Origin of the sequence: Burkholderia sp. AU45388, from assembly GCF_030481585.1 — a bacterium.
GTDB classification, from domain to species: Bacteria; Pseudomonadota; Gammaproteobacteria; order Burkholderiales; family Burkholderiaceae; genus Burkholderia; species Burkholderia sola.
This window is the reverse complement of record NZ_JAUJPV010000011.1, coordinates 114,836-137,796: the sequence shown is the minus strand read 5'-3', so window position 1 is coordinate 137,796 and position 22,961 is coordinate 114,836. Positions and strand designations below refer to the sequence as shown.

At 62.0% G+C, this 22,961-nt stretch carries 25 protein-coding genes; 7 read left to right on the top strand and 18 right to left on the bottom strand.

The features are described from left to right. Positions 1 to 8 precede the first annotated feature (8 nt). The 8 genes from tssH to QZM72_RS19185 form a co-directional block, all read right to left on the bottom strand. On the bottom strand, positions 9 to 2,678 hold the full coding sequence (gene tssH, locus QZM72_RS19220; protein ID WP_301738961.1) for a type VI secretion system ATPase TssH: 2,670 nt from the start codon (positions 2,676 to 2,678) through the stop codon (positions 9 to 11). A 39-nt stretch (positions 2,679 to 2,717) separates the two neighbouring features. Further along, positions 2,718 to 3,818, bottom strand: coding sequence for a type VI secretion system baseplate subunit TssG (gene tssG / locus QZM72_RS19215; protein WP_089466531.1), 1,101 nt, complete (start codon positions 3,816 to 3,818; stop codon positions 2,718 to 2,720). Then, positions 3,782 to 5,617: a type VI secretion system baseplate subunit TssF gene (tssF, locus tag QZM72_RS19210; protein WP_089466530.1), complete on the bottom strand. Its 1,836-nt coding sequence runs from the start codon at positions 5,615 to 5,617 to the stop codon at positions 3,782 to 3,784. Before tssF ends, tssG begins: the two co-directional genes overlap by 37 nt. Positions 5,618 to 5,693: 76 nt before the next feature. Beyond that, on the bottom strand, positions 5,694 to 6,179 hold the full coding sequence (gene tssE / locus QZM72_RS19205) for a type VI secretion system baseplate subunit TssE (protein ID WP_089466529.1): 486 nt from the start codon (positions 6,177 to 6,179) through the stop codon (positions 5,694 to 5,696). 62 nt (positions 6,180 to 6,241) lie between these two features. Next, positions 6,242 to 6,745: a type VI secretion system tube protein Hcp gene (locus QZM72_RS19200; RefSeq protein ID WP_006477093.1), complete on the bottom strand. Its 504-nt coding sequence runs from the start codon at positions 6,743 to 6,745 to the stop codon at positions 6,242 to 6,244. A gap of 70 nt (positions 6,746 to 6,815) precedes the next feature. Then, complete coding sequence (tssC, locus tag QZM72_RS19195; RefSeq protein WP_006477094.1) at positions 6,816 to 8,306, bottom strand: type VI secretion system contractile sheath large subunit; 1,491 nt, start codon at positions 8,304 to 8,306, stop codon at positions 6,816 to 6,818. A gap of 15 nt (positions 8,307 to 8,321) precedes the next feature. After that, positions 8,322 to 8,837 (bottom strand): type VI secretion system contractile sheath small subunit, encoded by a 516-nt coding sequence (gene tssB, locus QZM72_RS19190; RefSeq protein WP_006484395.1) that lies wholly within the window; start codon positions 8,835 to 8,837, stop codon positions 8,322 to 8,324. Positions 8,838 to 8,883: 46 nt separating this feature from the next. Further along, entirely contained in the window at positions 8,884 to 9,519 is a 636-nt protein-coding gene (locus tag QZM72_RS19185) for a M48 family metallopeptidase (RefSeq protein WP_089466528.1), read from the bottom strand. A gap of 373 nt (positions 9,520 to 9,892) precedes the next feature. Here QZM72_RS19185 and tssJ point away from each other — a divergent pair, with 373 nt between their 5' ends. The 3 genes from tssJ to icmH all read left to right on the top strand — a co-directional run bounded on the left by tssJ (position 9,893) and on the right by icmH (position 12,732). After that, a complete protein-coding gene (gene tssJ, locus QZM72_RS19180; RefSeq protein WP_089466527.1) occupies positions 9,893 to 10,504 on the top strand; it encodes a type VI secretion system lipoprotein TssJ in 612 nt (203 codons plus the stop codon). 102 nt (positions 10,505 to 10,606) lie between these two features. Further along, on the top strand, positions 10,607 to 11,953 hold the full coding sequence (gene tssK / locus QZM72_RS19175) for a type VI secretion system baseplate subunit TssK (RefSeq protein WP_089466526.1): 1,347 nt from the start codon (positions 10,607 to 10,609) through the stop codon (positions 11,951 to 11,953). Next, a complete protein-coding gene (icmH, locus tag QZM72_RS19170; protein WP_089466525.1) occupies positions 11,950 to 12,732 on the top strand; it encodes a type IVB secretion system protein IcmH/DotU in 783 nt (260 codons plus the stop codon). Before tssK ends, icmH begins: the two co-directional genes overlap by 4 nt. Before the next feature lie 113 nt (positions 12,733 to 12,845). On the opposite strand, the gene QZM72_RS19165 is transcribed toward icmH, so the two are convergent. The 5 genes from QZM72_RS19165 to QZM72_RS19145 all read right to left on the bottom strand — a co-directional run bounded on the left by QZM72_RS19165 (position 12,846) and on the right by QZM72_RS19145 (position 15,167). Continuing rightward, positions 12,846 to 13,187 carry a hypothetical protein gene (locus tag QZM72_RS19165; RefSeq protein ID WP_089466524.1) on the bottom strand — a complete coding sequence of 114 codons (342 nt, stop codon included), beginning with the start codon at positions 13,185 to 13,187 and terminating at the stop codon, positions 12,846 to 12,848. Positions 13,188 to 13,209: 22 nt separating this feature from the next. After that, positions 13,210 to 13,614 (bottom strand): Imm1 family immunity protein, encoded by a 405-nt coding sequence (locus tag QZM72_RS19160; RefSeq protein ID WP_179233361.1) that lies wholly within the window; start codon positions 13,612 to 13,614, stop codon positions 13,210 to 13,212. A 67-nt stretch (positions 13,615 to 13,681) separates the two neighbouring features. Further along, complete coding sequence (locus QZM72_RS19155) at positions 13,682 to 14,263, bottom strand: hypothetical protein (RefSeq protein ID WP_144030053.1); 582 nt, start codon at positions 14,261 to 14,263, stop codon at positions 13,682 to 13,684. A 100-nt stretch (positions 14,264 to 14,363) separates the two neighbouring features. After that, positions 14,364 to 14,681: a hypothetical protein gene (locus QZM72_RS19150; RefSeq protein WP_089466521.1), complete on the bottom strand. Its 318-nt coding sequence runs from the start codon at positions 14,679 to 14,681 to the stop codon at positions 14,364 to 14,366. A 105-nt stretch (positions 14,682 to 14,786) separates the two neighbouring features. Then, complete coding sequence (locus QZM72_RS19145; protein WP_089466586.1) at positions 14,787 to 15,167, bottom strand: Imm10 family immunity protein; 381 nt, start codon at positions 15,165 to 15,167, stop codon at positions 14,787 to 14,789. A gap of 236 nt (positions 15,168 to 15,403) precedes the next feature. Between QZM72_RS19145 and QZM72_RS19140 the strand changes: the two genes are divergently transcribed. Continuing rightward, positions 15,404 to 16,204: a cystine ABC transporter substrate-binding protein gene (locus tag QZM72_RS19140; RefSeq protein ID WP_057924734.1), complete on the top strand. Its 801-nt coding sequence runs from the start codon at positions 15,404 to 15,406 to the stop codon at positions 16,202 to 16,204. A 125-nt stretch (positions 16,205 to 16,329) separates the two neighbouring features. On the opposite strand, the gene QZM72_RS19135 is transcribed toward QZM72_RS19140, so the two are convergent. Next, positions 16,330 to 16,533, bottom strand: a complete 204-nt coding sequence (locus QZM72_RS19135; protein ID WP_089466519.1) for a hypothetical protein — start codon at positions 16,531 to 16,533, stop codon at positions 16,330 to 16,332. A 483-nt stretch (positions 16,534 to 17,016) separates the two neighbouring features. Here QZM72_RS19135 and QZM72_RS19130 point away from each other — a divergent pair, with 483 nt between their 5' ends. Further along, positions 17,017 to 17,637 carry a hypothetical protein gene (locus tag QZM72_RS19130; RefSeq protein ID WP_301738960.1) on the top strand — a complete coding sequence of 207 codons (621 nt, stop codon included), beginning with the start codon at positions 17,017 to 17,019 and terminating at the stop codon, positions 17,635 to 17,637. Positions 17,638 to 17,955: 318 nt separating this feature from the next. Then, a complete protein-coding gene (locus QZM72_RS19125; protein WP_224051405.1) occupies positions 17,956 to 18,468 on the top strand; it encodes a hypothetical protein in 513 nt (170 codons plus the stop codon). 19 nt (positions 18,469 to 18,487) lie between these two features. On the opposite strand, the gene QZM72_RS19120 is transcribed toward QZM72_RS19125, so the two are convergent. Next, on the bottom strand, positions 18,488 to 19,063 hold the full coding sequence (locus QZM72_RS19120) for a recombinase family protein (protein WP_301738959.1): 576 nt from the start codon (positions 19,061 to 19,063) through the stop codon (positions 18,488 to 18,490). Between the two features lie 419 nt (positions 19,064 to 19,482). On the opposite strand from QZM72_RS19120, the gene QZM72_RS19115 reads away from it, so the two are divergent. Further along, the gene (locus QZM72_RS19115; RefSeq protein ID WP_204368690.1) at positions 19,483 to 20,079 is read left to right on the top strand and encodes a sce7726 family protein; all 597 of its coding nucleotides are present in this window, start codon (positions 19,483 to 19,485) and stop codon (positions 20,077 to 20,079) included. Here QZM72_RS19115 and QZM72_RS19110 read toward each other — a convergent pair. Genes QZM72_RS19110 through QZM72_RS19100 form a run of 3 tightly spaced genes read right to left on the bottom strand, consistent with a single transcriptional unit; the run spans position 20,052 to position 22,649 of the window. After that, a complete protein-coding gene (locus tag QZM72_RS19110) occupies positions 20,052 to 21,122 on the bottom strand; it encodes a hypothetical protein (protein WP_301738958.1) in 1,071 nt (356 codons plus the stop codon). The two genes, QZM72_RS19115 and QZM72_RS19110, sit on opposite strands and share 28 nt — an antisense overlap. Then, positions 21,115 to 21,969 (bottom strand): ImmA/IrrE family metallo-endopeptidase, encoded by an 855-nt coding sequence (locus QZM72_RS19105; RefSeq protein WP_154233001.1) that lies wholly within the window; start codon positions 21,967 to 21,969, stop codon positions 21,115 to 21,117. Before QZM72_RS19105 ends, QZM72_RS19110 begins: the two co-directional genes overlap by 8 nt. Next, positions 21,966 to 22,649: a GNAT family N-acetyltransferase gene (locus QZM72_RS19100; protein ID WP_301738957.1), complete on the bottom strand. Its 684-nt coding sequence runs from the start codon at positions 22,647 to 22,649 to the stop codon at positions 21,966 to 21,968. The genes QZM72_RS19105 and QZM72_RS19100 overlap by 4 nt, the downstream gene beginning before the upstream one ends. Between the last annotated feature and the right edge of the window lie 312 nt (positions 22,650 to 22,961).

Genomic DNA, 22,961 nt, shown 5'->3' with positions numbered 1-22,961 from the left:
CGCGGCGCTCATTCGACCGTGTACGCGAATTCGCCGGCCTCGTCCGCGCGCACCGCGATGCGCGCGATCGCCGCGCCGTCGGCGATCCGGCCGAGCACGTGGCCCGCGATCTCCGGCAGCAGCGTGCCGTTCAGGATGTGGTCGACGTTGCGGGCGCCCGAATCGACCTCGGTGCAGCGCGCGAGCACCGCGTCGACGAGCGACTCGTCCCACTCGAACGCGGCCTTGTGGTTCGCGTCGATCCGGCGGCGGATGCGCTCGAGCTTCAGCTCGATGATCTCGGCCAGCACGTCGTCGGAAATCGGATAGTACGGCACGACCTTCATCCGGCCGAGGAACGCCGGCTTGAAGGTCTTGTACAGCTGCGGACGCAGCGTCTCGGCGAGCGCGTCCGGATCGGGCAGTTCCTCGGCCGGCTTGTTCAGGCACGCCTGCATCACCGCGGCCGAGCCGACGTTCGACGTCAGGATGATCAGCGTGTTGCGGAAGTCGATCTCGCGCCCTTCCGCATCGTCCATCGTGCCCTTGTCGAACACCTGGAAGAACATCTCGAGCACGTCCGGGTGCGCCTTCTCGACCTCGTCGAGCAGCACGACGGAATACGGGTTGCGGCGCACGGCCTCGGTCAGCACGCCGCCTTCGCCGTAACCGACGTAGCCCGGCGGCGAGCCCTTCAGGCCCGACACGCTGTGCGCTTCCTGGTACTCGCTCATGTTGATCGTGACCATCTTGCGCTCGCCGCCGTACAGGATGTCGGCCAGCGCCAGCGCCGTCTCGGTCTTGCCGACGCCCGACGGCCCGACGAACATGAACACGCCGCGCGGCTTGTTCGGATCCTCGAGGTTCGCGGTCGCGGTGCGCACGCGCTGCGCGATCGCCTCCAGCGCGTGGTCCTGGCCGATCACGCGCGCGGTCAGCAGCGGCTGCAAGTTCAGCACGGTGTCGATCTCGTCCTTCACCATCCGGCCGAGCGGAATGCCCGTCCACGCGGCGACGATCTCGGCGACGACGTGGCCGTCGACCTGCAGCGGCACCATCGGCTCGCCGCCCTGCAGCGCGTGCAGCGCGGCAACGCGTTCGGCGAGCTTGTCGCGGGTGGCCTGCACGTCGACCGGCTGGCCGTCCTCCGACGGGCCGCGCGCGCGGTCGAGCGCGTCGCGCAGTTCGGTGATCTCGGCGACGATCACGCGCTCGGCTTCATAGCGTGCTTCGTCCTTCGCCAGTTGTTCGAGCGCCGTGTCGCGCGCGCCGCGCAGCTCGCCGAGCCGCTCGTCGTGCACCGCGCCGCCCGCCGCCTCGCGCTCCAGCGACGCGATTTCCGCATCGATGCGCTCGATGCGCTTCTTCGTATCGTCGATCGCCGCCGGCGTCGCGCTGTGCGCGAGCGCGACTTTCGCGCACGCGGTGTCGAGCACGCTGATCGCCTTGTCCGGCAACTGGCGGCCGCTGATGTAGCGGTGCGACAGGCGCACGGCCTCGGTGATCGCATCGTCGAGAATCCGCACGTTGAAGTGCTTCTCCATCAGGCCCGACATCCCGCGCAGCATCGCGGCGGCCAGCGGCTCGCTCGGCTCCTCGACCTTCACGACCTGGAAGCGCCGCGCGAGCGCCGCATCCTTCTCGAAGTACTTCTTGTATTCGCTCCACGTCGTCGCGGCGATCGTGCGCAGTTCGCCGCGCGCGAGCGCCGGCTTCAGCAGGTTCGCCGCGTCGTTCTGGCCGGCCTGGCCGCCGGCGCCGATGATCGTGTGCGCCTCGTCGATGAACAGGATGATCGGGTGCGCGCTCTTCTTCACCTCGTCGATCACGCTCTTCAGCCGGTTCTCGAATTCGCCCTTCACGCTCGCGCCGGCCTGCAGCAGCCCCATGTCGAGCACGTGCAACGCCACGCCGCGCAACGGCGGCGGCACGTCGTCGGCCGCGATGCGCAGCGCGAGCCCTTCGACGACCGCCGTTTTGCCGACGCCGGCCTCGCCGGTCATGATCGGGTTGTTCTGGCGGCGGCGCATCAGGATGTCGATCGCCTGGCGGATCTCCGCTTCGCGGCCGATCACCGGATCGATCTTGCCGTCGCGCGCGCGCTGCGTGAGGTTGGTCGTGTACGTGTCGAGCGCGGGCGTCTTCGACGGGCCGGCCGCGGGTGCAAAGCCGTCGGCGGCCGGCGCGGCGTCGCTGCCCTCGTCGTCCGCCTGACGCGGCTCGGCCTCGCTCGAGCCGGCCATGATTTCGTCGAACTTGTGCTTCAGGTCCGTCACGTTCATTTCCGCGAACCGCGACGACATCCGTTGCGCGAACTGCGCGAGATCCGGCGCGGTCAGCAGCGCGAGCAGCAGGTGCCCCGAGCGGATGCGGCCGAGCTGCGAATCGAGCGACGCGATCAGCCACGCCTGCTCGAACAGCGCGATCAGATGCACGGAGAACACCGGCGTGCGCGTGTTGCCCGTCTTCAGGCGCGTGAGTTCGCGCTCGAGATCGGCATGCAGCGCATGCGGATCGACGCGGCTCGCGCGCAACGCGAGCGGCAGGTCGCCCGTCGCTTCGTCGAGCAACGCGAGGAACAGGTGCTCCAGATCGACCTCGTAATGGCCGCGCGCCAGGCACGCGCTCGCCGCCCGCTCGGTTGCGTGGCGGCACAGCGGGTTCAGTTTCGTGATCAGGGTCTTCAGGGGCGTGCTCATGGCGTCGATCTCAGGTTCGATTGCGTGTTGTTGTTAGGGTCAGTGAATCACGTGCAGCTCGTAGCGGGCGTCCGAGCGGTCCTCGGCCGCGTCGCGCGTGCACAGGAACGCATCCCAGCCGAGCCGCGAACCCGCGCCGAGCATGCTCGCGCCGACTTCCGTGCGCTTGAGCACCAGCTTCACCTCGTACTCGAGCGTGACGCCGGCGAGCAGCGTCAGCATTCGCTCGAGCGCGACGGCGTGCGCGCCGCCGGGCAGGAACGCCTCGTAGTCGCGCTTGGACAGCGGGCCGACGACGATCCGCGCGCGCATGTCGCGCTGCCACACGCGCTCACCGACGAGCGCCGTCGCACCGAGCACCGCGTTGACTTCGCCGAGCATGCTCAACTGGTCGGGCGGCACGTCGTACCACTTGCCGACGAACTGGTCGATCTTCACCGGCACGCGGAAGTAATCGGACAGCGTGCGCTGCAGGTAGGCGGCCGACATCGGCCGGTGCCGCGCGGCGAGCGCGTAGCCGGCCACGGCTTCGTCGAGCACGCCGCCGGGGCCGGCCGCGAGACTGTCGCGCACCTCGTCGCTCGGCACGCCCGCGATCGCGAGCAGCAGCGGCAGGTAGCGCTCGTCGCGGTCGAGTTCGTAATGGAACGGCAGCCGGTATTTCTTCCACGCCGCATAGAACAGCGCGGTCGCGCGGTTCGAGAACACGTCGAAGAACGCGCGCGCCGCGTGGTCGCGCCTCAGATGCTCGCGCGCGACGATCTGCTCGGTGTAGTGCAGCGGCAGCGCACCCTGGCCACCGAGCAGCCCGAAGAACGCGGGCGTCAGCTCGACGCGGCCGAGCTCGCCGGCAGCCAGCGCGGCGCCGCGCTGTTCGTCCGAGTTCAGCGGCGCGCCGTCGCCGTCGAACGAGCGCGCGCCCTCGATTTCGCTCGGCGGGAAACCAAGCGACAGCGTGTTGCGGAATGCGATGCGCTGCGCGACCACGTCGCCCTGCCGCCACGCGCCGGGCGCGTCCGACGCCTGCCGCGCGAACAGCCCTTCGAGCACGCGCACCGCCTGGAAGAACTCGAAGCGGTGCGGCTCGTCGAGCAGCGCGTCGACTACGCCAGGATCGATTCGCCGGTTCGGGGCTTGCATCGAATGATCTCCTCGCCGGTGCGCTTCGACACGACGACCAATTGAATGAAACTGTTGAGATGGACGTACAGCCCGAAGAAGCTGTCGAGCACGCGCACGAACGACGCGAGGCTCGCGCCGACGAAGTGTTCCTCGTCGATCGTCAGCCGGATCTCGATACCGCGCACGAAAGTCGCGAACGGCTTGCCGGGCAACCACTGCACCGCGCCGCGCTGCTCGACGCCGGCCAGGCCGTCGATCTGGCGCATCGACACGGCCGTGCGTCGCAGGTCGTACAGCGTGAGCATTTCCTTCAGCGGCGCGAGGCCGTGCGCGACGAGCGACACGTGGTTGAGCGCGAGGTGCGACACGAGCCGCCAGTGCGCGGCGCGGCCGCGCTCGAAGCGCACGCTCTGCGTCGGGCGGCGCAGCATCGAGATGCCGCTCGTCTGCGCCCCGCCTTCCTGGAACAGGTCCCCGCCTTCGAGGCCGAACGCCAGCATCGCCGGCAGGTCGCGGTTCGTGCAGGTCAGGTCGAGGCTCAGCGTGTCGGTTTGCGGCGACGTCGGCTCGAAGTCGATGTCGACGATCGAGATCTCGGTTTCGTAGCCGGGGCTCTTCTGCGCGACCCAGTCGTTGCGGCGCGCGAACCAGTAATGGCCGATCCGCGCCGATTCGCCGTGATGCAGCGAATAGAACGGCCGGAACTCGATCACCGATTCCTCGTGCGCCTGCTGCCGGACGAGCTTCACCGAGTCGATCGAGTACACCTCGTACGCGAACGCGCGCCGCGCCTCGGCGATCACCGGATACGACACCGCGCGGTGCGTGATGCGGATCGGCTCGCCGTGCTGGCGGAACAGATTGACGATCGGCGTGCAGAACAGCCGGAAATGGCTCGCCGTCAGCAGCTCCAGCAGCCGCGCGACGTGCGAATCGCTGCGCACGTCCTGCAGCACGAGATGCAGCGTCGCGCGCTGGCAGCGGCCCGATGCGCGTGCGATCGCCGCGAGGTCGAAGTCGACGAAATCGAACTTGTCGGGGAACGCGAAGTATTCGGTGAGCAGCCGGTACGCGGGATGCGATTTGGCCGGGTAGTCGATCAGCGCGTCGTCCTCGGCGAAGCCGGCCTGCGCGATCGGCAGCTTGCGCAGCGCGGTCCAGCGGCCGTTGCGCTCGGGCTCGACATACGCGCCGAGCACGTTGACGAACAGGCAGTCGGTCAGCGCGGCGACGAACGACTGCTCGCCGTGCAGATGGGCGCGCAGCGTCGACAGTTTCAGCGCGCCGAGATCGAGTTGCGCGGCGAGCGATTCGAACGTGATCGAGATCACGCCCGTCGCGTTCGACGGCAGCACCGTCGCGCTCGGCGCGAGCGCGACCGGCGTATAGCGCGCCTCCGAGATGCGGATCGGCGCGAGCGTCACGTCGTAGGCGGTGCGGAACCGGCATTGCACGCCGCGGATCGGGCGGCTCTTCAGCTCGGTGCCGCGATCGATCACGACCGGCTCGGTCTGCTGGCCGGGCGAAGCCGGCGTGAACTGCGCGATCGAGCACGACGGGAACGGCCGCAGGTAGTGCGGATACAGCACTTCCAGCAGCGCTTCGGTGAATTCCGGGTAGTCGTCGTCGAGCTTCTTGTTGATGCGCGCGCCGAGCAGCGCGAACGATTCGATCATCCGCTCGACGTGCGGATCCTCGCAGTGCTCGCCCGACACCGCGAGACGCGCGGCGATCTTCGGATAACGTTCGGCGAAATCGCGCGAATAGCGCCGCAAAAACGATAATTCGCGTTCGTAATACGGCAGCAATTCTTCCATCGACGACCCCGAACCTCAATATTTCCTGCCGGACCTGATTGACCACCGGGCGGTCCGGCCCGCTCGGCGGCTTGATTTACTGCATTCGGGCCGCGCGTGCGCGCGTGACCGAGTACTGCAGCGTCGACGGTTGCAGCATCGCGTCGAAACTCACCGGCTCCTCGGCCGGGTGTACGACGAGCAGTGCCTGGATCGCGAAGTAGAGCGCGTTGGTGGCCTGCTCGTTCAGCTCGAACGTCACCTGCACCTGCTGCAGGCGCGGCTCATGGCGCGCGATCGCCTGCTGGATCGACTTGCAGATGAATGCGCGATCGTAGTGGCTCGCGAGGCTCAGCCCCGCGAAATCGTTCAGCCCGTAGGTCAGCACCGACTTCTGGCATTCCGGCAGCGCGGCCAGCTCGTTCTCGGTGTGGGCGATACGGGTGTTGAGGATCGCCTCGACGTCGCGGGCGACCGTGGTCTTGAGCTCGTCCAGCGACAATTGCCGCATCGCTGCCGAGGCCGGCAGGTGCGGTTCGTCGTCGAACAGCTTGTCGAGAAAACTGGGTTCGAATCGTTTCATCGGCCGGTGTGGACGGCGAAAACGGCAACGGGACGCGAAGCGCCCCGTTGCCGCAACCGACCTTAAACCGCGTAGGTCTTGTCGTTCTTCGTCAGGCTCCAGGCGCCTTGCGTGTTGCCGCCCTGGTTGCCGCCGATCTTCTGCTGGGTTTGCTTCCACTGCACGGCTGCGTACTTCAGCGAGAACGTCTCGAGGGGCAGACCTTCCTCGCGAACGCTCGGGGCGATGCTCGAGATGATCACGTACTTGAGCTTGACTTCCAGATACTGCACGCGCTTGCCTTCACCGTCCGCGCGCGAGAAATGGACCGTCACTTCGTCGAACGTGGTGCCGCCCGAAGCGTGTTGGTACAGCAGCGGGCTCGACGAATCGATTTCCTTCGTGAAGATCATGTCGCCGTGCTCGCAACGCGTCATCGTGTGACCGCCAGCGGTCGATGCGGTTGCCGAACGCGGCTGAACGATCGAGTGATCCCACGATTTCAGTTCGATCCAGCCCTGGTGGTCCTTGTCCGCGGATTCGCCCTTCACCGCGGGACTACCAAACTGCAAGTGCATATGTAACATGGCCCTTCGACTCCCCAAAGAGGTGGTTTTAACGTCCTACCCAGGCGGCCCGCCCGGGCGATTTGCTCGCTTATGAATTTGCCGGTTTGGGCAGATCAGCGACAAGTCGCAGAGAAATCGAGAGTTCGTCGAGCTGAAAGTGCGGGCGCAGGAACGCGACCGAACGATACGAGCCCGGCTTGCCCGGAATCTCCGACACTTGTATGGATGCCTCGCGCAGCGGAAATTGCGCTTTCTGTTCCTGCGAGGCGTTGTCGTCGAGCAGGACGTACTGCGAAATCCACCGGTTGAGGAAAGTCTCCACGTTCTGCGCCGATGCGAAGCTGCCGATCTTGTCCCGCATCATCGCCTTCAGATAGTGCGCGACGCGCGATACCGAGAAGATGTACTGAAGCTGGGCGGACAGGACGGCGTTCGCATTCGCGCTGTCGGTGCTGTATTTTTTCGGCTTCTGCACCGACTGCGCAGCGAAGAACGCGGCGTAATCTGAGTTCTTGCAATGGACGAGCGGGATGAAGCCGAGATCGCTCAGCTCCTTCTCGCGGCGATCGGTGATCGCGATTTCGGTCGGGCACTTCAGCGCGACTTCACCGTCGTCGGTCTTGAACGTGTGGGTCGGCAGATCCTCGACGAGGCCGCCGCCTTCGACGCCGCGAATCGCCGCGCACCAGCCGAAGTCGTCGAACGCGGCCGTCAGGCGGGCCGCGAAGGCCCATGCCGCGTTGCACCACAGGTACTTGTCGTGATCGGTGCCGTCGACGTCCTCGACGAAGTTGAAGTTCTCCGCGGTCTGGCCGTCCTTCGGATTGAACGGCAGGCGGCCGAGGAAGCGCGGCAGCGTCAGGCCGACGTAGCGCGAATCCTCGGCGTCGCGGAACGACTTCCACTTCGCGTATTCGACGGTGTCGAACACCTTGCCGAGGTCGCGCGGCTTGCCGAGGTCGGAGAACGACTCGAGGCCGAGCAGTTCCGGCGACGCCGACGCGATGAACGGCGCATGCGCGGCCGCGGCGACGTGCGACATCTGCTCGATGAAGTACATGTCTTCCGGCTGGCGCGAGATCTCGTAATCGCCGATCAGCGCACCGAACGGCGAGCCGCCGAACGTGCCGAATTCCTCTTCGTAGACCTTCTTGAACAGCGCGCTCTGGTCGAACTCGCTCGCCCCCTTGAAGTCGCGCACGAGGTCGCGCTTCGGCGCGTGCAGCGCCTTGATCTTGATCGTCTGGCCCGTGTTGCTTTCCTTGACCAGATAGTCCATCCCGCGCCACGTGCTTTCGAGGCGCTGGAATTCCGGCGCGTGCATCACGGCGGAAAGCTGCGTGGAAATCAGGCGGTCGAGTTCCGCGACGCGCGCATCGATCGTGGCCGACAGGTTGTCCGACACGATCACCGTGCCGTCGAGCACCTGGTGCACGAGTTCGCCGATCAGGTCCTTCGCACGCGCATGCTCGGAATCGGATTTCGCGACCTTGCTCTTCTCGACGATGTCGTCGAGCAGCGAAGTCCCGGCGGCGTATTCCGCGCCGCTCGCTTGGGCCGCAGCCGTTTGCTGGTTCATCTCAACACTCCGTCGTCATTCGCCGTCTTTGTCGCCGCCGGTGCCCTTCGCGAGCTCCTGCAGCTGCTGCGTGTTCTTCAGCACCTCGGACAGCAGATCCTCGAGCTTGTCGTTGCCGGCGAGCTTGTTGCGCAGGTCGGCGAGCTTCGAACGCGCCTCGAGCAGGCGGCGCAGCGGCTCGACCTGTTCGACGACTTCGTCCGGGCTGAAATCCGACAGCGAGCGGAACTTCAGGTCGACCGCGAACTTGCCGCCTTCCGGGCTCAGGCGGTTTTCCACCTGGAACGCGGCACGCGGCTCGATCGCCTTCATCACGTCGTCGAAATTGTCGCGGTCGATATTGACGAACTTGCGGTCGCGCAGCTTCGGCTGCTCGATTTCGGACTGGCCCGCCAGATCGCCGACGACCCCGACGACGAACGGCAGTTCCTTCACCTCGATCGCATCGCCCTTCTCGACCTCGTAGGTCAGCTGGACGCGCGGCGGCCGTATTTTCTGCAAGCTTTTCTGAATGCTTTCTTTCTTGGCCATCTCGACGGCTCCCAGGTTAGTTGTGGTTATCGCGTCAGTTGCGGTTTCAGTTGCGCAGTGCGCCGAACGGATCCGCGCTGCCCTTTTGCGCGGCGGGCGGCGTCGGCGTCGGGGCGGCGCTCGCGGCCGTGTCCGCGGCCGGTGCGGCCCCCGCCTTCGGACGATGAACCGTACGGCGGCCGGTGTACTTCTTCGCCTGCACCCTCTGCTCCGGCGGGAACAGCGCCGACTCGCCGAGCGTGTCGCGCAGTTGCTTCGCGAGCGCCTGCGCGTCGGACTTCGCATCGCCCGCGAGCGACGCATCCTGGCGCAGCTCGCCGAGCGACTGCGTCGCGATCCGCAGGCCGGCGACGGCCAGCACGCTCTTCGCCTGACGATCGGTCGCGTCGCGCTGCAGCGCTTCCTGGGCGGCGACGATCGCCTGCCCGTAATGGTTTTGTGCGAACTGGATTTGCGCGATGCGCGACCACGGTTCCTCGCGCGTCGGATCCGACTTCGCGAGCTGCTGGTACAGGCCCAGCGCCTTGTCCTGATCCCCTGCCTTCGCGACGGCGTCTGCATCGGCCAGCGACTTGTTGAACACTTCCGCAGTCGGCGGCGCGGGCGGCTGGCTCGCACAGCCGGCGATCACGCCGCAAGCCACCACCACCCCAGACAGTTTTGCGAACAGACGGTCTTTCATCGTTATATCCACCGGCGCGTGAGTTTTAAATCGTTGAGAATCTGGTTCTTTTGCTTTGCAAGAAGCGCGCGGGTATAGTACCGATCAATTTTTCATAATTCAATCGTCGTGTGAAGAGTAATTCCTTTTAAAACCGGGCGCTACCCCCTCGAATGGCCTATCGTTGCGGGCTCGCAGCGGTTTTCCCTCGGGCCGGAATGCGCAAGTTTTACTGGTCCCACGACACGCCGCCGGGGCGGCGGAAAAAATTTCCGGGCGCTTGCCACGACGCAGGCGTGCTTGATAGTTGAGCGATGCAACGTCGGGGATACGCAGCGAACGCGGCAATGCCCGGCAGTTTTGACAGGGATAAAGGCGGCACGCCGGAAAAACGATGAGATCGTCCATGATTCGCTACGCGCTGCCGCTGCTTGCGTGCGCCCTTCTGGCCGGATGCGCGGCCGCCCCGCTGCTCGGCTCGGCCGCGAGCGCCGTGATGTCCGCGGCCGGCATCGGCAAGCCCGAGGTGCCCGACGCGCAGAAGCCGCCGCGCAACATCGGGCTCACGCTGGCCGCCGCGCCGAACCTGAATGCCGCGACCGACCACAAGCCGCTCGCGCTCGTCGTCCGGCTCTATGCGCTGAAGGACCCGACCTCGTTCCAGCAGGCGCCGTTCGACGCCTTTACCGATCCGACCAAGGAAAAAGCCGCACTCGGCGCCGATCTGCTGAACGTGCGCGAAATCACACTGATTCCGGGCCAGCGCTATACGGCAACCGAGAAAGTGTCGCGCGAGGCGCAGGCATTCGGTATTGTCGCGCTGTTCCGCGATCCCGCACTGCAACGCTGGAAACTGACGTTCGATCCGGCGAAGTCGGAGAAATCCGGCATAATCATCGGCCTGCATAATTGCGCGATGACGGTCACCGACGGGACGGTCATCGCACCGCAACAGGGTGCGCCTTCGCAACCGCTGAATATGCTGTCTTCGGTCTCCTGCGGTTAAACATGACGCACGAATGTCAATTAACAAGAGTTAACAATTGGCGATTTAATTCGGGCACGAACAAATCGATTACGTCGCAACGCCACATTAACCGGATTTGACATGAGTTATTCGGCCAAGGTGCTGTGGGGGGAAGGACTGTTCCTCCGGCCTCAACACTTTCAACGGCAGGACGCGTACCACGAGGCGCGCCTGTTCGAATCCATCCAGGCGATCCAGCCGTACAACTGGGGCGTGCGTTCGGTGCGCATCGATCGCGACGCGCTGGGCAGCAACGTGCTGCGGGTCGCCGAGCTCGCGCTCGTGTTCCCGGACGGCGCGCTGTATGCCGCGCCGCAGGCCGACGACCTGCCGCCGCCGATCGCGCTGGATACGTTGCCCGACGGCATCAACGAATTCGTGTTCTATCTCGCGCTGCATCCGCTGCGCGAGAACGGCACCAACTACAGCGACGATCCGGCCGCCGGCTTCATGACGCGGTTCGTCAGCGAGCAGACGAGCGTCGCCGACAACTTCACCGACGCCGCCGAAGCCGACATCACGTTCCTGAAGACGCAGGTCAAGCTGATCGCGCACAGCGAGCCACGCGACCAGTTGCTGTCGGTGCCGCTCGTGCGCGTGCGCCGCACCGCGACGTCCGGCTTCGAGATCGACGACAGCTTCGTGCCGCCGTGCCTCGCGATCGACGCGTCGCCGATCCTGCACCAGCGGCTGCGCCAACTGGTCGACGCGCTGCAGGCGAAGGTGAACGCGCTGTACGGCTTCCACCGAGAGCCGTCGAAGAACATCATCGAATTCCGCTCGGGCGACATCGCGTCGTTCTGGCTGCTGCACACGGCGAACGCCGCATTCGCGACGCTCGCGCACCTGCACCAGCACGCGGCGCTGCATCCGGAACGGCTGTTCCAGGAACTGCTGCGCCTCGCGGGCCAGCTGATGACGTTCTCGAAGGGCTATACGCTCGCCGACCTGCCCGTCTACCGCCACGACGATCCGGGCCCGAGCTTCGCGCGTCTCGACCTGATGCTGCGCGAACTGCTCGACACCGTGATCTCGACGCGCTATTTCGCGATCACGCTCGACGAGGTGCGCCCGTCGTTCCACCTCGGCCGCCTCGATTCCGGCAAGATCGACGACAAGACGGAGTTCTACCTCGCGGTGTCCGCGGACATGCCGAGCGTCGAGCTCGTCGATGCGGTGCCGGCCCGCTTCAAGGTCGGCGCGCCCGACGACGTCGACAAGCTCGTGCTGTCGGCGATGCCCGGCGTGCGGCTGTCGTATACGCCGCAGGTGCCGCCCGCGATTCCGGTGCGCCCCGGCGCATGCTACTTCGCGCTCGATTCGCGCAGCCCGCTGTACGAGCGCATGCTGCAGGCCCAGTCCGCGATGATCTATGCGCCGACTGGCATCAATGACCTGAAATTCGAACTGATCGCGGTCACATCATGAGCTACGCGCCTTCCCTGTTCGGCGACAACGTGCCGCCGCCCCTGCATAGCCCGGCGTCGACGGACTCCGCGTTCCAGGCCCGTTCGCTGCTCGATTTGCTGTACGACGGGTTCTTCATGCTGTTCCTGCTCAAGAACAAGCGGGAGCCGGACAGCGCCAGCGAGTTCAGCACGCGAATCCAGGAGTTCCTGTCGGATTTCGAGCGCGGCGCGAAGAAGCTGAATATCGCCGCCGAGGACGTATACAGCGCGAAGTTCGCGTTCTGCGCGGCGATCGACGAGATGGTGCTGTCGTCGCAGTTCAAGATCCGCGCGGACTGGGAACGCCGGCCGCTGCAGCTCGTGCTGTTCGGCGAGCAGCTCGCGGGGGAAAAGTTCTACCAGTATCTCGAGGAAGGTCGCGCGCAGGGTGCGGCGCGGCTGCAGTCGCTCGAGGTATTTCACATGTGCCTGCTGCTCGGGTTCCAGGGCAAGTATCTGCTCGAGGGGCCGGAGAAGCTCGCTTATCTCACCGCGCGGCTCGGCGACGAAATCGCGCACATGAAGGGCAAGCGCGCTGCGTTTGCTCCGCATTGGCCGCTGCCGGATCAGATCGCGCATCGGTTGAAGCGGGAGGTGCCGGTCTGGGCGATCGGGGCGGTGTTTGCGCTGGTGGCCCTGCTTGGGTATCTCGGGCTCAACACGTATCTGAAGGACAAAACGCTACAGACGTTGGCGCCTTATTCGCAGGTGATCAAGGTGGGCCCGGAGTCGGCTAATTTGACGATTTCGTTGCCGTAACAGGAGCGCGTTTTTTCGAATGCCGCTTCATGGAAGAAGGACCGCGTGGCGGTCCTTCTTCGTTTTTACCGGCTTCCTCCGGACAACGGAAAGATCGATCGCATACCGATACGTCACGCCGTCCAGACATCTTCATAGCCCGCATCGTCGATGATGAAGCGTGCGCCGGGCGGCAACCGCAGATAGGGCAGAACCGAGGGCAGGCAGGTCGACAGGTGCGCGGCATGCAGCGGCTGATAGAAATCGTCGGCGTCCGAGTATTCGCCGCAGTGGAAGAACCAGCCGACGTTGTCGCCTTCGGACAGCGCGATGCGCGTGCCATAGACAGGCATGCGCCCGAGCGTCGACATCGCGACGGCAACCCTCTCTTCGGGCTCGGCGGCGTGCAGGCCGTAGCGCGCGCAAATCGCTTCCTGTTGCGCGCGCAATGCTGCCGGATCGTCTGCCCTATTCATTTCCTTCCTGTCCCGCGGCGAATCAGCCGGGTTGCCAGCATAACCGCGGATCGGCGCCGCCGGTCGATACGAAATAGGCTGCCGCCTGCGTCGCCGTCGCGCGATCGACGCACTGCCGCGCCGAATAGCTGCCTCGTTGGCCGCCTGTGACGAGTTCGATCACGTCGTCCGCCGGTGCTTCGGGTGTCGTCAGGTTCAGCAACGCGGCGTCGATTTCCGATGCGATGAAGACGACGTATCGGCCGTCGTGGCCGCCGCCGATCGTCATCACCGTTGCGTCGTTTGCGTCCAAGGCGACGGTCGAGCGATCGCGGCCGTTCAGCCGTTCGACGGCCGCGATCGCTTGCGCGGGGTCGTCGCACGGCGCTTCCGTCACGTGCGATCGGTTGCCGATGATTGTTTCCTCGATCACTTTCGTCGTTCGCATTCGAATTCGTGCTGCCGAGTTACCCGCGCCCCTGACGTGCACGTTGCCCGACAGGGGCCGCGTGCGCTCAACCGCCGACCATCTCCATGAAAACCGCTGCTTCCGCATCGGGCAGCGCATCGCCGATCCCCGAGCGGACCTCCGCGATGAATGCCGGCAGGATTTCATACGTGTCGTCGACGATATCGCGCGAATGCTTTCCGATATACAACTCGCACCAGATGCACAACGCGTGAGCGAAATGCGTGACGGTTGGCGCGACGCGCGACGGAGCCCAGGCGCCGGCGCCGTGGCGGCCGAACAGCACGTCACCCGCCGGTACGACGATCACGGGATCGCCGCCCAGTTGGCCCAGCACGGTCCAGTCGTCGTGCCATCCGGCGAGGCGCCGGCCGCACGCATCGACGCGATAACCGACCTGGCCACCCGCGAGGCTCGCCGCATTGCCGTACAGCAGCAGGTCGTCGGCGGTCCAGGGAATCGACAGATCGACGCCATCGAGCGCGTTGAACCACGCGGTAATGGCAGCGTCGACGGGCATGTCCTCGGCGGATACCGCATGACCGCACACCGATGTGTCGATACCTGCATTCGGCTCGGCCATGTCGCGAATCGCGACGATGAACGGCTTCAGATCCCGGTCGCGCATCGTGCCTCCGATCGACATCACGCGTTCTCTATTCGTTCGAAACCGATGCCAATTTCGCACCGTCCATACCAAAACATGCCGCCGTGCCGCCGGCTCGCCCTCAGAACAGGATAAACGCGTCGTTCTCGACGTAGAAGACGAACGCGTCGAGCAATTGCGCGACGCTCGGCTCGTCGATCTGGTCGTGTGCGTTGATCACGATGTCCTCGATCGTCGCGCTGTCGAGCGTGACTTTCCAGCCGGACTGCACCGCAACGACAGGCGCGGCGTCTGCTTCCGCGTCATCGGCATCTTCGAAAAATGCTCCTTCGGTGTCGAGCGTCCACGGCATCGGCGGCAGGTAAAGCCACCCGGAGAAATCGCCGGGACGTTCGAGAATATGGTGCAGCGACACTGCGGTCGTGGAATCGAGCGACATGGGTATTGCGGTAGTATCCGGATTGATTGCGTTGCATCGGCCGCGCGCAACCCGCGGCAGGCCGTGATTATGCCAATTCCGCGCCCGCCCGCCGCCGAACGCCCGTCAGTCGATGCGCAACGTGACCGAGGTTCCCGCAAAAACCGCCGCCAACCCCTGCTTCACGTGTTCCAGCCCGCCCGTCGCGCGCAACGCGATCGTGACAAGGCCCAGCCCTTGCGTCCATCGCGCATCCAGCGCCAGTTCGATATTCAGCATGTCTTCGCGCAGCGAGACGGATTCGACACCGCCATAACCGGCCACGCCGCGCTCGCACACTTCCATGTAGTACGTGTCGAGGCCGAGCGCCTCGTCCTGTTCGTCGTCCTCGGTTCCACGCTGCAGAATCACGTAGTTCGTCGGCGGGTCACGATCCGCGAAGCCGACGACGTGAATGCCGTCCTCGAACGTGTAAGTCGCGACGTCGGCGAAAAATCTGAAATCCATGTCGATCTGCTCCTGGCCCGATGATGTCGGCGTCTTCCAGCGGACGGTTTTCGTCAGATTATTCCGCCTGCGCGAACGCGTCACCGGTTTTCGGTGAAATCGATTGCAATCAGGGCCAATTCGACTTCCGGCGCGGCGCGGTTGCGAGTAGTGTCTACGTGCCCGCATTCCGGCCGCCCCCGGGTCCGACCGATACCCGGCGCTCACACCACGACACTGAATCCTGGAGATCTGCGATGAAACGTTCGAAGTTCCTGCTGTCGGGCCTGCTGCTCGCGTCGGCCCTCGGCTTCACGGCCGTCGCCGCGCACGCGGACGACCTGCTCGATTCCGTGAAGAAGGCCGGCGTGCTGCGCGTCGGCCTCGAAGGCACGTATCCGCCGTTCAACTCGCGCGGCACGTCCGGTCAGCTCGAGGGCTTCGACGTCGACGTCGCGAACGCGGTCGCGGGCAAACTCGGCGTGAAGACGCAGTTCGTCCCGACCGAATGGAGCGGCATCATCGCGGGGCTGCAAGCCGGCAAGTTCGACGTGATCGTCAACCAGGTCACGATCACGCCGCAGCGCAAGGAGGCGCTCGACTTCAGCGAGCCGTACACGTACTCGGCCGCGCAACTGATCCAGCGCAAGGACGACACGCGCAACTTCAAGTCGCTCGAGGACTTCAAGGGCAAGAAGCTCGGCGTGACGCTCGGCACCAACTACGACCAGATGGCGCGCAGCGTGCCGGGCATCGAGGTGCAGACGTATCCCGGTGCGCCGGAGAAGCTGCGCGACCTCGCCGCGGGGCGGATCGAGGCGACGCTCGACGACCGGCTGATGCTGCCGTACATGATCAAGACGTCGAACCTGCCGCTACGCTCGGGTGCGGTGCTGAACGGCGGCAAGCAGGAGATGGCGATCCCGTTCCGCAAGGGGAACCCGAAGTTCGAGAAGGCGATCAACGATGCGCTCGATTCGCTGCGCAAGGACGGCACGCTGAAGAAGATCTCGATGCACTGGTTCGGCAGCGACGTGACGGTGCCGGTCGCGCAGTAAGCGGTTCGGCGCGCGTTCAATGCGTCACGTTTTTCGCTGCGTCACGTTTTCACTGCGGCGAAGGCGTGACGCGCGGTTGCAGCCGTCTCCCCTCTGCTTCCCCTTTTCCTTTTTCTTTTTTTTCGTCAGGCCGCCTCGTCGAAGCGGGCAAGCAGCATCTGGCCGATCGGCGTCAGCGCCGGGCGCGCCGCTATCTCGTTCACGCGTACCTGCGTGTCGTCGACCAGCCGCTTTTCGACGAGCACGGCAAAGGCCGGGTTCGCGAGGTCGACACTGTCGGGCGCGCGCGCAATGCGCAGCAGCATAGAGAATTCATGCGGACTCAACATGGTCCATGTCTCCTGATCGTCCGCGATGCAGTTCGATCAGCGTCGGTCGCGTTTTCGAATGGAATGGATGGGTGGCAGAAGCCGATGCGCTGCCGGGAGCGAGATCCCGGGATCCTGCGCGACGCGGGCATGGCGTCGGATGCGGTCACGCACACCCCGATCGCGACAATGCTGCCGCGGCGAGAAGGTGCAACATTAGAGATGCGGCGTGACGCGGGCGTGACAAGAAAAAGGGGGTAACGACAGCGCTCGCGACATCGGGGCGCGCAACCCCGTGAACGAAAAAGGGGTTACGGAAAACTCCGTAACCCCTTGTCAGATATGGTGCGGCTGCAGGAATGGGATTTACGACTTAACAGTCTGATTTTAATAAGAATCACTTCAGACGAAGATCTGATACACCCCCAAACGTACCCCCATACAGCGGGAGACCTGCGAGAGCGTCCTCACGAAGCATATGTGTATGCTACAGGCGTCAACGTCATGCACACACTGGCAGTGGAAAAATCAAGAACGATGGTCAGTTTGACCCCGGACGCGATCGCCCAGCTCAAGACGACGGCAGTGCGCGAACGACCATACGCGCCCCGCATCAATATCGCCCTCGCGGTCCGGCTTCTGGATAAGAGCGATCGGTACTTCGACCCGTTCGCCGTGTTGGACGAACTCGACTATCTCGAAGGCATCCGCCCGACATCCAAAACAAAGCGTGAATCGCCATTCAAGGGACCTCACCTCCAACCCTTTTGGCATAAGCACTTCAGCTCGGCCCGGCACCTTGTCCGAAATATCGGAATCCGCTGGAATCTCGCCGACGGCGGAAACAGAGATCTAGATCGGATGCTGCGCGAAGTCGCGGAGGCATACGGCGAAGATCCCGAACTGTGGCAAGCCTACCTCGCGCACCGCCTAGTAGTCGGCGGGTTCGAGGAACGAGCCCAAAGGGGGCTAACTGGCGATTGGATCATCTACACGAAGCACGAAGGCGCGAACTATTACTTGGATCTCGCCACGCATGAGGAAGGGGAGCCGCAGCACGCTGAACAGCTATCGAAAAAATTGCGCGATGGCTGTTTCGCGGAATTCCCCTTCGTCTTTCCGTGAGATACGTCCAAGGATGCGTTCCGTGCGCCGCCGGAGCAAATTTTTGTTGGAGATTTGGAGACAATCGCTCATTTCGGCCGGTCTGCCATGACTGGCAAGGCTCCGACTATCTCCAAGTGTGTCTCCAAAAACACTCTTTTCTTGGAGATAGGTTTGGAGATAGATGCCGGGACTAGGCACTGCGGCTCACTCGTTCGACAGTTGCCCCGCAGTCTGGAACGCTGCGCGCAAAGAATTTCCCCGCGCCCCCGCCGGCCCCCGGGGCGCGGCAATCCTAGAAAGTTACTTTGCCATCGCCGCATCACGTCGGTGATTAGCATGAGCGAACGCGGCATAATCTCGACAAGACTGGTGATTCGGGGACTTGCCATGACAAACGCCGCGGTGCTCTCGGCGGTGCTTGCCGCACTCGCGTCCGGCTTATTCGCCCTAGTTGGCGTGGTAATTACGTCGACACTTGCTCAAAAGCGCGAACACACATCCGATTGGCGGCAAGTGAAGATGGAACGGTACCAGGAGTACATTGCCGCGCTGTCCGCGATTGTCTCGGGCCGATCAACACCCGCTGCGCAGGAGCGCTACGCTGACGCGGTGAATGCTTTGACATTGGTCGCATCCCCGGCCGTCTTGGATGCCGTCCAAGCGTTTCAGCGCGAGATCTCATACCGCAACACTGAGCGAAGCGATGAGCGGCACGACGCGCTTTTGAGTGCGGCGATTTGGGCAATGCGGACCGACGTCCAACCCGGAGCCGTGCATGCGCCTCCTCGCGCCTTTAATCTGCTCGCTCCACCACCGCCGAACGAGCCGACCTCTGGCAAGTCGTCGTGAGTTGAACGGCATGCGCCGCTTAAACTGCGTCGCGCACTCGCATGATCGTCTGGCGGCTCGTGCCGTAGCTCTTCGCGAGACTCGCCACGCTCGCACCTTGCCTCAACTGCTGGCGCACCTCGTCCTGTTGTTGCTTACTCAGTGCGGAGGGGCGGCCCATCGCCTTGCCTTCTGCCTTTGCTCGCGCGATGCCGGCGTGCGTTCGCTCGATCAACAAATCGCGTTCAAACTCGGCAACGGCGTTTAAGACCTGCATCGTCATACGGCCGGCCGCGCTTGTCAGGTCAACGCCACCGAGCGCAAGGCAGTGAATCCGAATGCCGCGATCTGCCAACACCTCTACCGTCTCGCGCACGTCCATCGCGTTCCGACCGAGCCGATCCAGCTTGGTCACGATCAGCACATCCCCCTCCTCCATCTTGAGAAGCAACTCGGCGAATCCCGGGCGCTGCTGCGCGCTGACGCTACCGGAAATGCTCTCCGTAACCATCCGACGCTTGTCGACCGCAAAGCCGGCCGCCTCGATCTCGCGGAGTTGGTTAGCTGCCGTTTGGTCGGTCGTACTGACGCGGGCGTATGCGAAGGTCCGGGACATGCTGCTCTCTCAATGTGTTCGAAAGGGATGTCCGAATCATACCCCATGTCCGAAAATATGAAAGCCTTATTTTTGGACACCACCACACCCCCATGTCCGCAAGGGATCGGTTTCGGACATGTGTGTAAGGCTAGACCTGATCTTTCAGTCAGCGTCAGGTCAGTTCTGAGATCGCTTGGACGTCATCTCTTCCTCAAGGGTAGTGATCGACCCACATCTGCCCATCGGACCGACGTAGGAGCAACGACGGCTCACGAATGCGGATTCAACCCGTCGTCGCAGCCATTTCGAGCGCCCGTCTCGGCAGCCATCGACGGACAACCCCTGTATCATTCATCTCGGGTTGCGTGGACATTGATGTTGAGCTTGCCGCGTCATCGGCATGGACGGCACCGCGACGAGACTTTCGCTGAAGATGAATGCTTGCCACCGTTAAAATGATGAACCTCGATGACAAAATAATCCGTAAGTTTTTGATCGCCAGACTTGCGGCGTTATCAAACAAACCAAAGGCAATTATCGAAGAATTGCGTGTGCACAACGGCAATGCAATTGCAGACGTCGTGGCGATTCACAAGTATGCCCATTGCTATGAAATAAAAGGGGATACGGATGCGGTGCGTCGAATTCTCGTCCAGCGACAATACTACGATCTGGCTTTTCGCCGAATCACGCTTGTGACGACAGATCGTCATCTCGGAAATGCATTAAGCTTGGCGCCCGTACATTGGGGAATTATGGTTGCGTCTGAATCAAGAGGAAGCGTAGCGATCAGATATGTGCGGAGAGCGACTCGGAATCCACTGTATGACACACGTGTAGCATTATTGACTCTATGGAAATCCGAGCTACTCGAGGTTGCGCTGCCGATTTCATCAAATAAATTAAACAAACTCAATCGCGCTCAATTGACGGACTTCATTGCCCTCAATGTCAGCCAAGAGGAACTCTGTGAGCAGATTGGCCATCGTCTTGCAGGTCGATTCAACTATGCCGAAAAATTCTTGAACATATAGCTTATGTGTGCATTTATCGTCGGCTTTAACACACTGGATGGCGTCACCTTTACTCCGGTGGGGGTCGTTCTATCCCAGATAAACTTATCGCCGAACGAAAAAGCCGGCTTTCGATAAAACGATTTCGTGACAATTTGCGCAAAGATATCGTTGTACTGCAAATTACCCCGCGGATGGGTCTTTAATGCCCCGCCTCTCGCAACATAATGTATGTCGCCGTGCGAATATACTACTTTAGCCGTCATGACGTTATACATAATCTCTGGCGCGAGCTTAACGTCCGAATATAACGGACTGACAATCGTGTAGTCGCCGCAGAACAGTTTCGATCCTTCTACTTGCTTTTGCAAAGCACGATAGATAGCTATCTCTACGCGAGAATGATCGTGCTCGGTCAGTACTCCGGTGACATCGCCAATCGACGGCGGTATTGATGAACCGGTTGCAATAATCGCGCCAAATTTGTTTGTGGCAGCTGAGTCATGGATGAATTTCGCCAATACATTGGCTCGCTGCACTGGGGCGACATCGGCGCAAACACGGTTATCAAGGACGAGAACCCAATTCGAGAACAATCCTTGGCCTCGTTTCAACAATTGATCAATTTCATTTGCGACCAGCGAGAAATTTTCAAAATCCTCTAGCTGCAAACGGAGCGCAATTGTGTTTGCAACTAATTTCCCGGTCTCCTTGGCTTTAAATACAGCCTCATTTCTTCCCGCTGCGCGATCAAGACCCACTACGGGCGCAAAATTATATTTACCTAGCGCCCCTAAAACATAACTATAGTTGTGGTCGCCATCTACCTTCAACGCGTCATCGATGTCGAAATTGTCGAGAAAAAACATCGGAAACTGCTTTAAATGTTTCTCGATGCTTTTCGCCCCCTTATCGACCATAATCTTAAACGCTTCCGGCGTCATTTCATCTTTCTTTGGCAAATCGATAAATGGCACGATAGAAGGCTTGATTTGGCTGTCTAGGGTTGAGAGCGCGCCGATCTCGCCCGTTTTCAGTTTTAGAAACGGAATATAGTTATTCATGACCGAAAAGGACCTTTCGAACATCCACTTCGTTGAGTACCGCTGAAAATAAATTCTTTCGCGCGGTTTCGCGTTGCAAGCGACCTGCGACAATAGCTGGGTGAACACCTACGCGCTGCGCAAAGTCACGCAAATTCTTTTCTGTTGGCGAATACTTCACGTTTGCGCTACGCCAATCACTGCGACTAATAAGCGACTCACCAGCAAGTCGGTCGGCTTGCTCCTCGACTAACCCTACCGGTGCGGCGTCCAAGTCCTCCAGGATGGGCTCCGTCAACAACTCTCGGTGAAGTACGATGTGAGCCAACTCATGCATCAATGTAAACCAAAAGATATCGAATCGAGGATATCGCAGGCTGAGCCCAATCACCGGGTGTCCGTCATCGAGACAAAAAACTGCACCATCGAGCTTCATACTTGGAATCGAGGGTTCGTAGATGACGACGATTCCCTTATTCAACAATAGCTGCTGCAACGAGGTAAGCTTTTCAGGGGCCGCACTTAGACGAGCAAATTCGACCAGCTCGCCCGCGGAAAGTCCTTCGAACGGGACGAGTTCCGTCGATGCTAAAAACAGTTGCGCCTGCTGTCGAACTCTCGAAAGCCAAAGACGACCCAAGGCCTCGCTTGCGTCAAGTCTTCTGCGATATAATGCGCCTTGAGCAACCCGTGCTGTATGTACCTCACGAAAGAGATCGTACTCAGCGACACTCGGATTGTTTCCCAAGTACTTTCTCGGTACCTGCGCTAAAGTAGTCTCAAATTCCAGATAGGACTGGTAGAGATCCTTTGCGTCGGTGCTGCCTATTGAGCTGACCGGAAAGTCGTCGAATTGATCGGGCGTCACGTGCTGGCCTCAAACTGAGTTGCTATCGCTTGCGGCATTTCGAAATACCTTAGAGTTTCCTTGTCCAGGGCAGCGAACGGCTTCATTCCTATTTGCTCGTAAAACGATACGGCGCGCGGCAGGGCGTGCAATGAGAAACCCTGCCGAAGCTTCAGTTCATTGGTGGCGTATGCCATAGCAGCCTTGATTAAAAGACTGCCAATCCCACTGAAGCGGCGTGGCGACATTGGATTTTTACGATTCCAAGGTGCGGACGCGATGTATTCGATGTAGAAGATGTCCCCGGTCTCGATTTCACTTTTCTTCGGATGGTAGATTAGACAAGCGCCTTGTGGGACGTCGTCTGCTATTAGAAATAACCAAACGTACTCGTCCGTCCGGTAGGCTATGGCTTTTTTTAGCCATTCCCAGTGGCTATCATCGATTTGAATCGACTCCAGTACTTTTGCTCTATCTTCGTCCGAGTAGTCTTCTTCCTTGATGAACTTCAAAAGGCTAAGATTGAAGACACCCCAGTTCTTATCGCACCAGTGTGCCTTGCCCAAATCCCACCCCGCCTGAATCTCAAAAGGGACACGAATGCCATCGTGGCGTGGTATCTCGCCTGCTTTCACAACGGCACCCTTGTCGAAAAGGGGGCTTTTGCGGTCTAGCAATGCCTTGATGTCTTCGAGTGTCATTCGCTACACGATCCATCTTAATTTATCAGAACGTATACACCCTGCCGGCACATTTGTCCATGTTTACCGCTGGCCACAGCAAAATTTACCTGCTTTTCGCCTGTGGCAATTGAAGATGCGAGAGCAGTCGAACAATTCACCGCAGAATTCGCGGGTTTTCCCTCTGTCAATCCGACGTCCGCTGTTACGAAACCGCCGCTCAAAGGGCCGCTTACCGATGATGATGGAGGACGGCTTCTGGCCGAACAGTGACATCAAGTATTGCGGTCTTAGATAATCCGAGACAAATCTTTTATGGGGGCAGACCTTTCG

Excerpts from the sequence above, each read along its gene's own strand:
- QZM72_RS19100 (WP_301738957.1), bottom strand. The coding sequence starts at position 22,649 with ATGACACTCGAAGACATCAAGGCATTGCTAGACCGCAAAAGCCCCCTT.
- tssG (WP_089466531.1), bottom strand. The coding sequence starts at position 3,818 with ATGCAAGCCCCGAACCGGCGAATCGATCCTGGCGTAGTCGACGCGCTG.
- QZM72_RS19110 (WP_301738958.1), bottom strand. The coding sequence starts at position 21,122 with ATGAATAACTATATTCCGTTTCTAAAACTGAAAACGGGCGAGATCGGC.
- tssB (WP_006484395.1), bottom strand. The coding sequence starts at position 8,837 with ATGGCCAAGAAAGAAAGCATTCAGAAAAGCTTGCAGAAAATACGGCCG.
- QZM72_RS19145 (WP_089466586.1), bottom strand. The coding sequence starts at position 15,167 with ATGGATTTCAGATTTTTCGCCGACGTCGCGACTTACACGTTCGAGGAC.
- QZM72_RS19160 (WP_179233361.1), bottom strand. The coding sequence starts at position 13,614 with ATGCGAACGACGAAAGTGATCGAGGAAACAATCATCGGCAACCGATCG.
- QZM72_RS19130 (WP_301738960.1), top strand. The coding sequence starts at position 17,017 with ATGCACACACTGGCAGTGGAAAAATCAAGAACGATGGTCAGTTTGACC.
- QZM72_RS19140 (WP_057924734.1), top strand. The coding sequence starts at position 15,404 with ATGAAACGTTCGAAGTTCCTGCTGTCGGGCCTGCTGCTCGCGTCGGCC.
- tssK (WP_089466526.1), top strand. The coding sequence starts at position 10,607 with ATGAGTTATTCGGCCAAGGTGCTGTGGGGGGAAGGACTGTTCCTCCGG.
- QZM72_RS19200 (WP_006477093.1), bottom strand. The coding sequence starts at position 6,745 with ATGTTACATATGCACTTGCAGTTTGGTAGTCCCGCGGTGAAGGGCGAA.
- QZM72_RS19120 (WP_301738959.1), bottom strand. The coding sequence starts at position 19,063 with ATGTCCCGGACCTTCGCATACGCCCGCGTCAGTACGACCGACCAAACG.
- tssJ (WP_089466527.1), top strand. The coding sequence starts at position 9,893 with ATGAGATCGTCCATGATTCGCTACGCGCTGCCGCTGCTTGCGTGCGCC.
- tssE (WP_089466529.1), bottom strand. The coding sequence starts at position 6,179 with ATGAAACGATTCGAACCCAGTTTTCTCGACAAGCTGTTCGACGACGAA.
- tssH (WP_301738961.1), bottom strand. The coding sequence starts at position 2,678 with ATGAGCACGCCCCTGAAGACCCTGATCACGAAACTGAACCCGCTGTGC.
- QZM72_RS19150 (WP_089466521.1), bottom strand. The coding sequence starts at position 14,681 with ATGTCGCTCGATTCCACGACCGCAGTGTCGCTGCACCATATTCTCGAA.
- QZM72_RS19155 (WP_144030053.1), bottom strand. The coding sequence starts at position 14,263 with ATGCGCGACCGGGATCTGAAGCCGTTCATCGTCGCGATTCGCGACATG.
- QZM72_RS19135 (WP_089466519.1), bottom strand. The coding sequence starts at position 16,533 with ATGTTGAGTCCGCATGAATTCTCTATGCTGCTGCGCATTGCGCGCGCG.
- QZM72_RS19185 (WP_089466528.1), bottom strand. The coding sequence starts at position 9,519 with ATGAAAGACCGTCTGTTCGCAAAACTGTCTGGGGTGGTGGTGGCTTGC.
- QZM72_RS19115 (WP_204368690.1), top strand. The coding sequence starts at position 19,483 with ATGCTTGCCACCGTTAAAATGATGAACCTCGATGACAAAATAATCCGT.
- icmH (WP_089466525.1), top strand. The coding sequence starts at position 11,950 with ATGAGCTACGCGCCTTCCCTGTTCGGCGACAACGTGCCGCCGCCCCTG.
- QZM72_RS19165 (WP_089466524.1), bottom strand. The coding sequence starts at position 13,187 with ATGAATAGGGCAGACGATCCGGCAGCATTGCGCGCGCAACAGGAAGCG.
- tssC (WP_006477094.1), bottom strand. The coding sequence starts at position 8,306 with ATGAACCAGCAAACGGCTGCGGCCCAAGCGAGCGGCGCGGAATACGCC.
- tssF (WP_089466530.1), bottom strand. The coding sequence starts at position 5,617 with ATGGAAGAATTGCTGCCGTATTACGAACGCGAATTATCGTTTTTGCGG.
- QZM72_RS19125 (WP_224051405.1), top strand. The coding sequence starts at position 17,956 with ATGAGCGAACGCGGCATAATCTCGACAAGACTGGTGATTCGGGGACTT.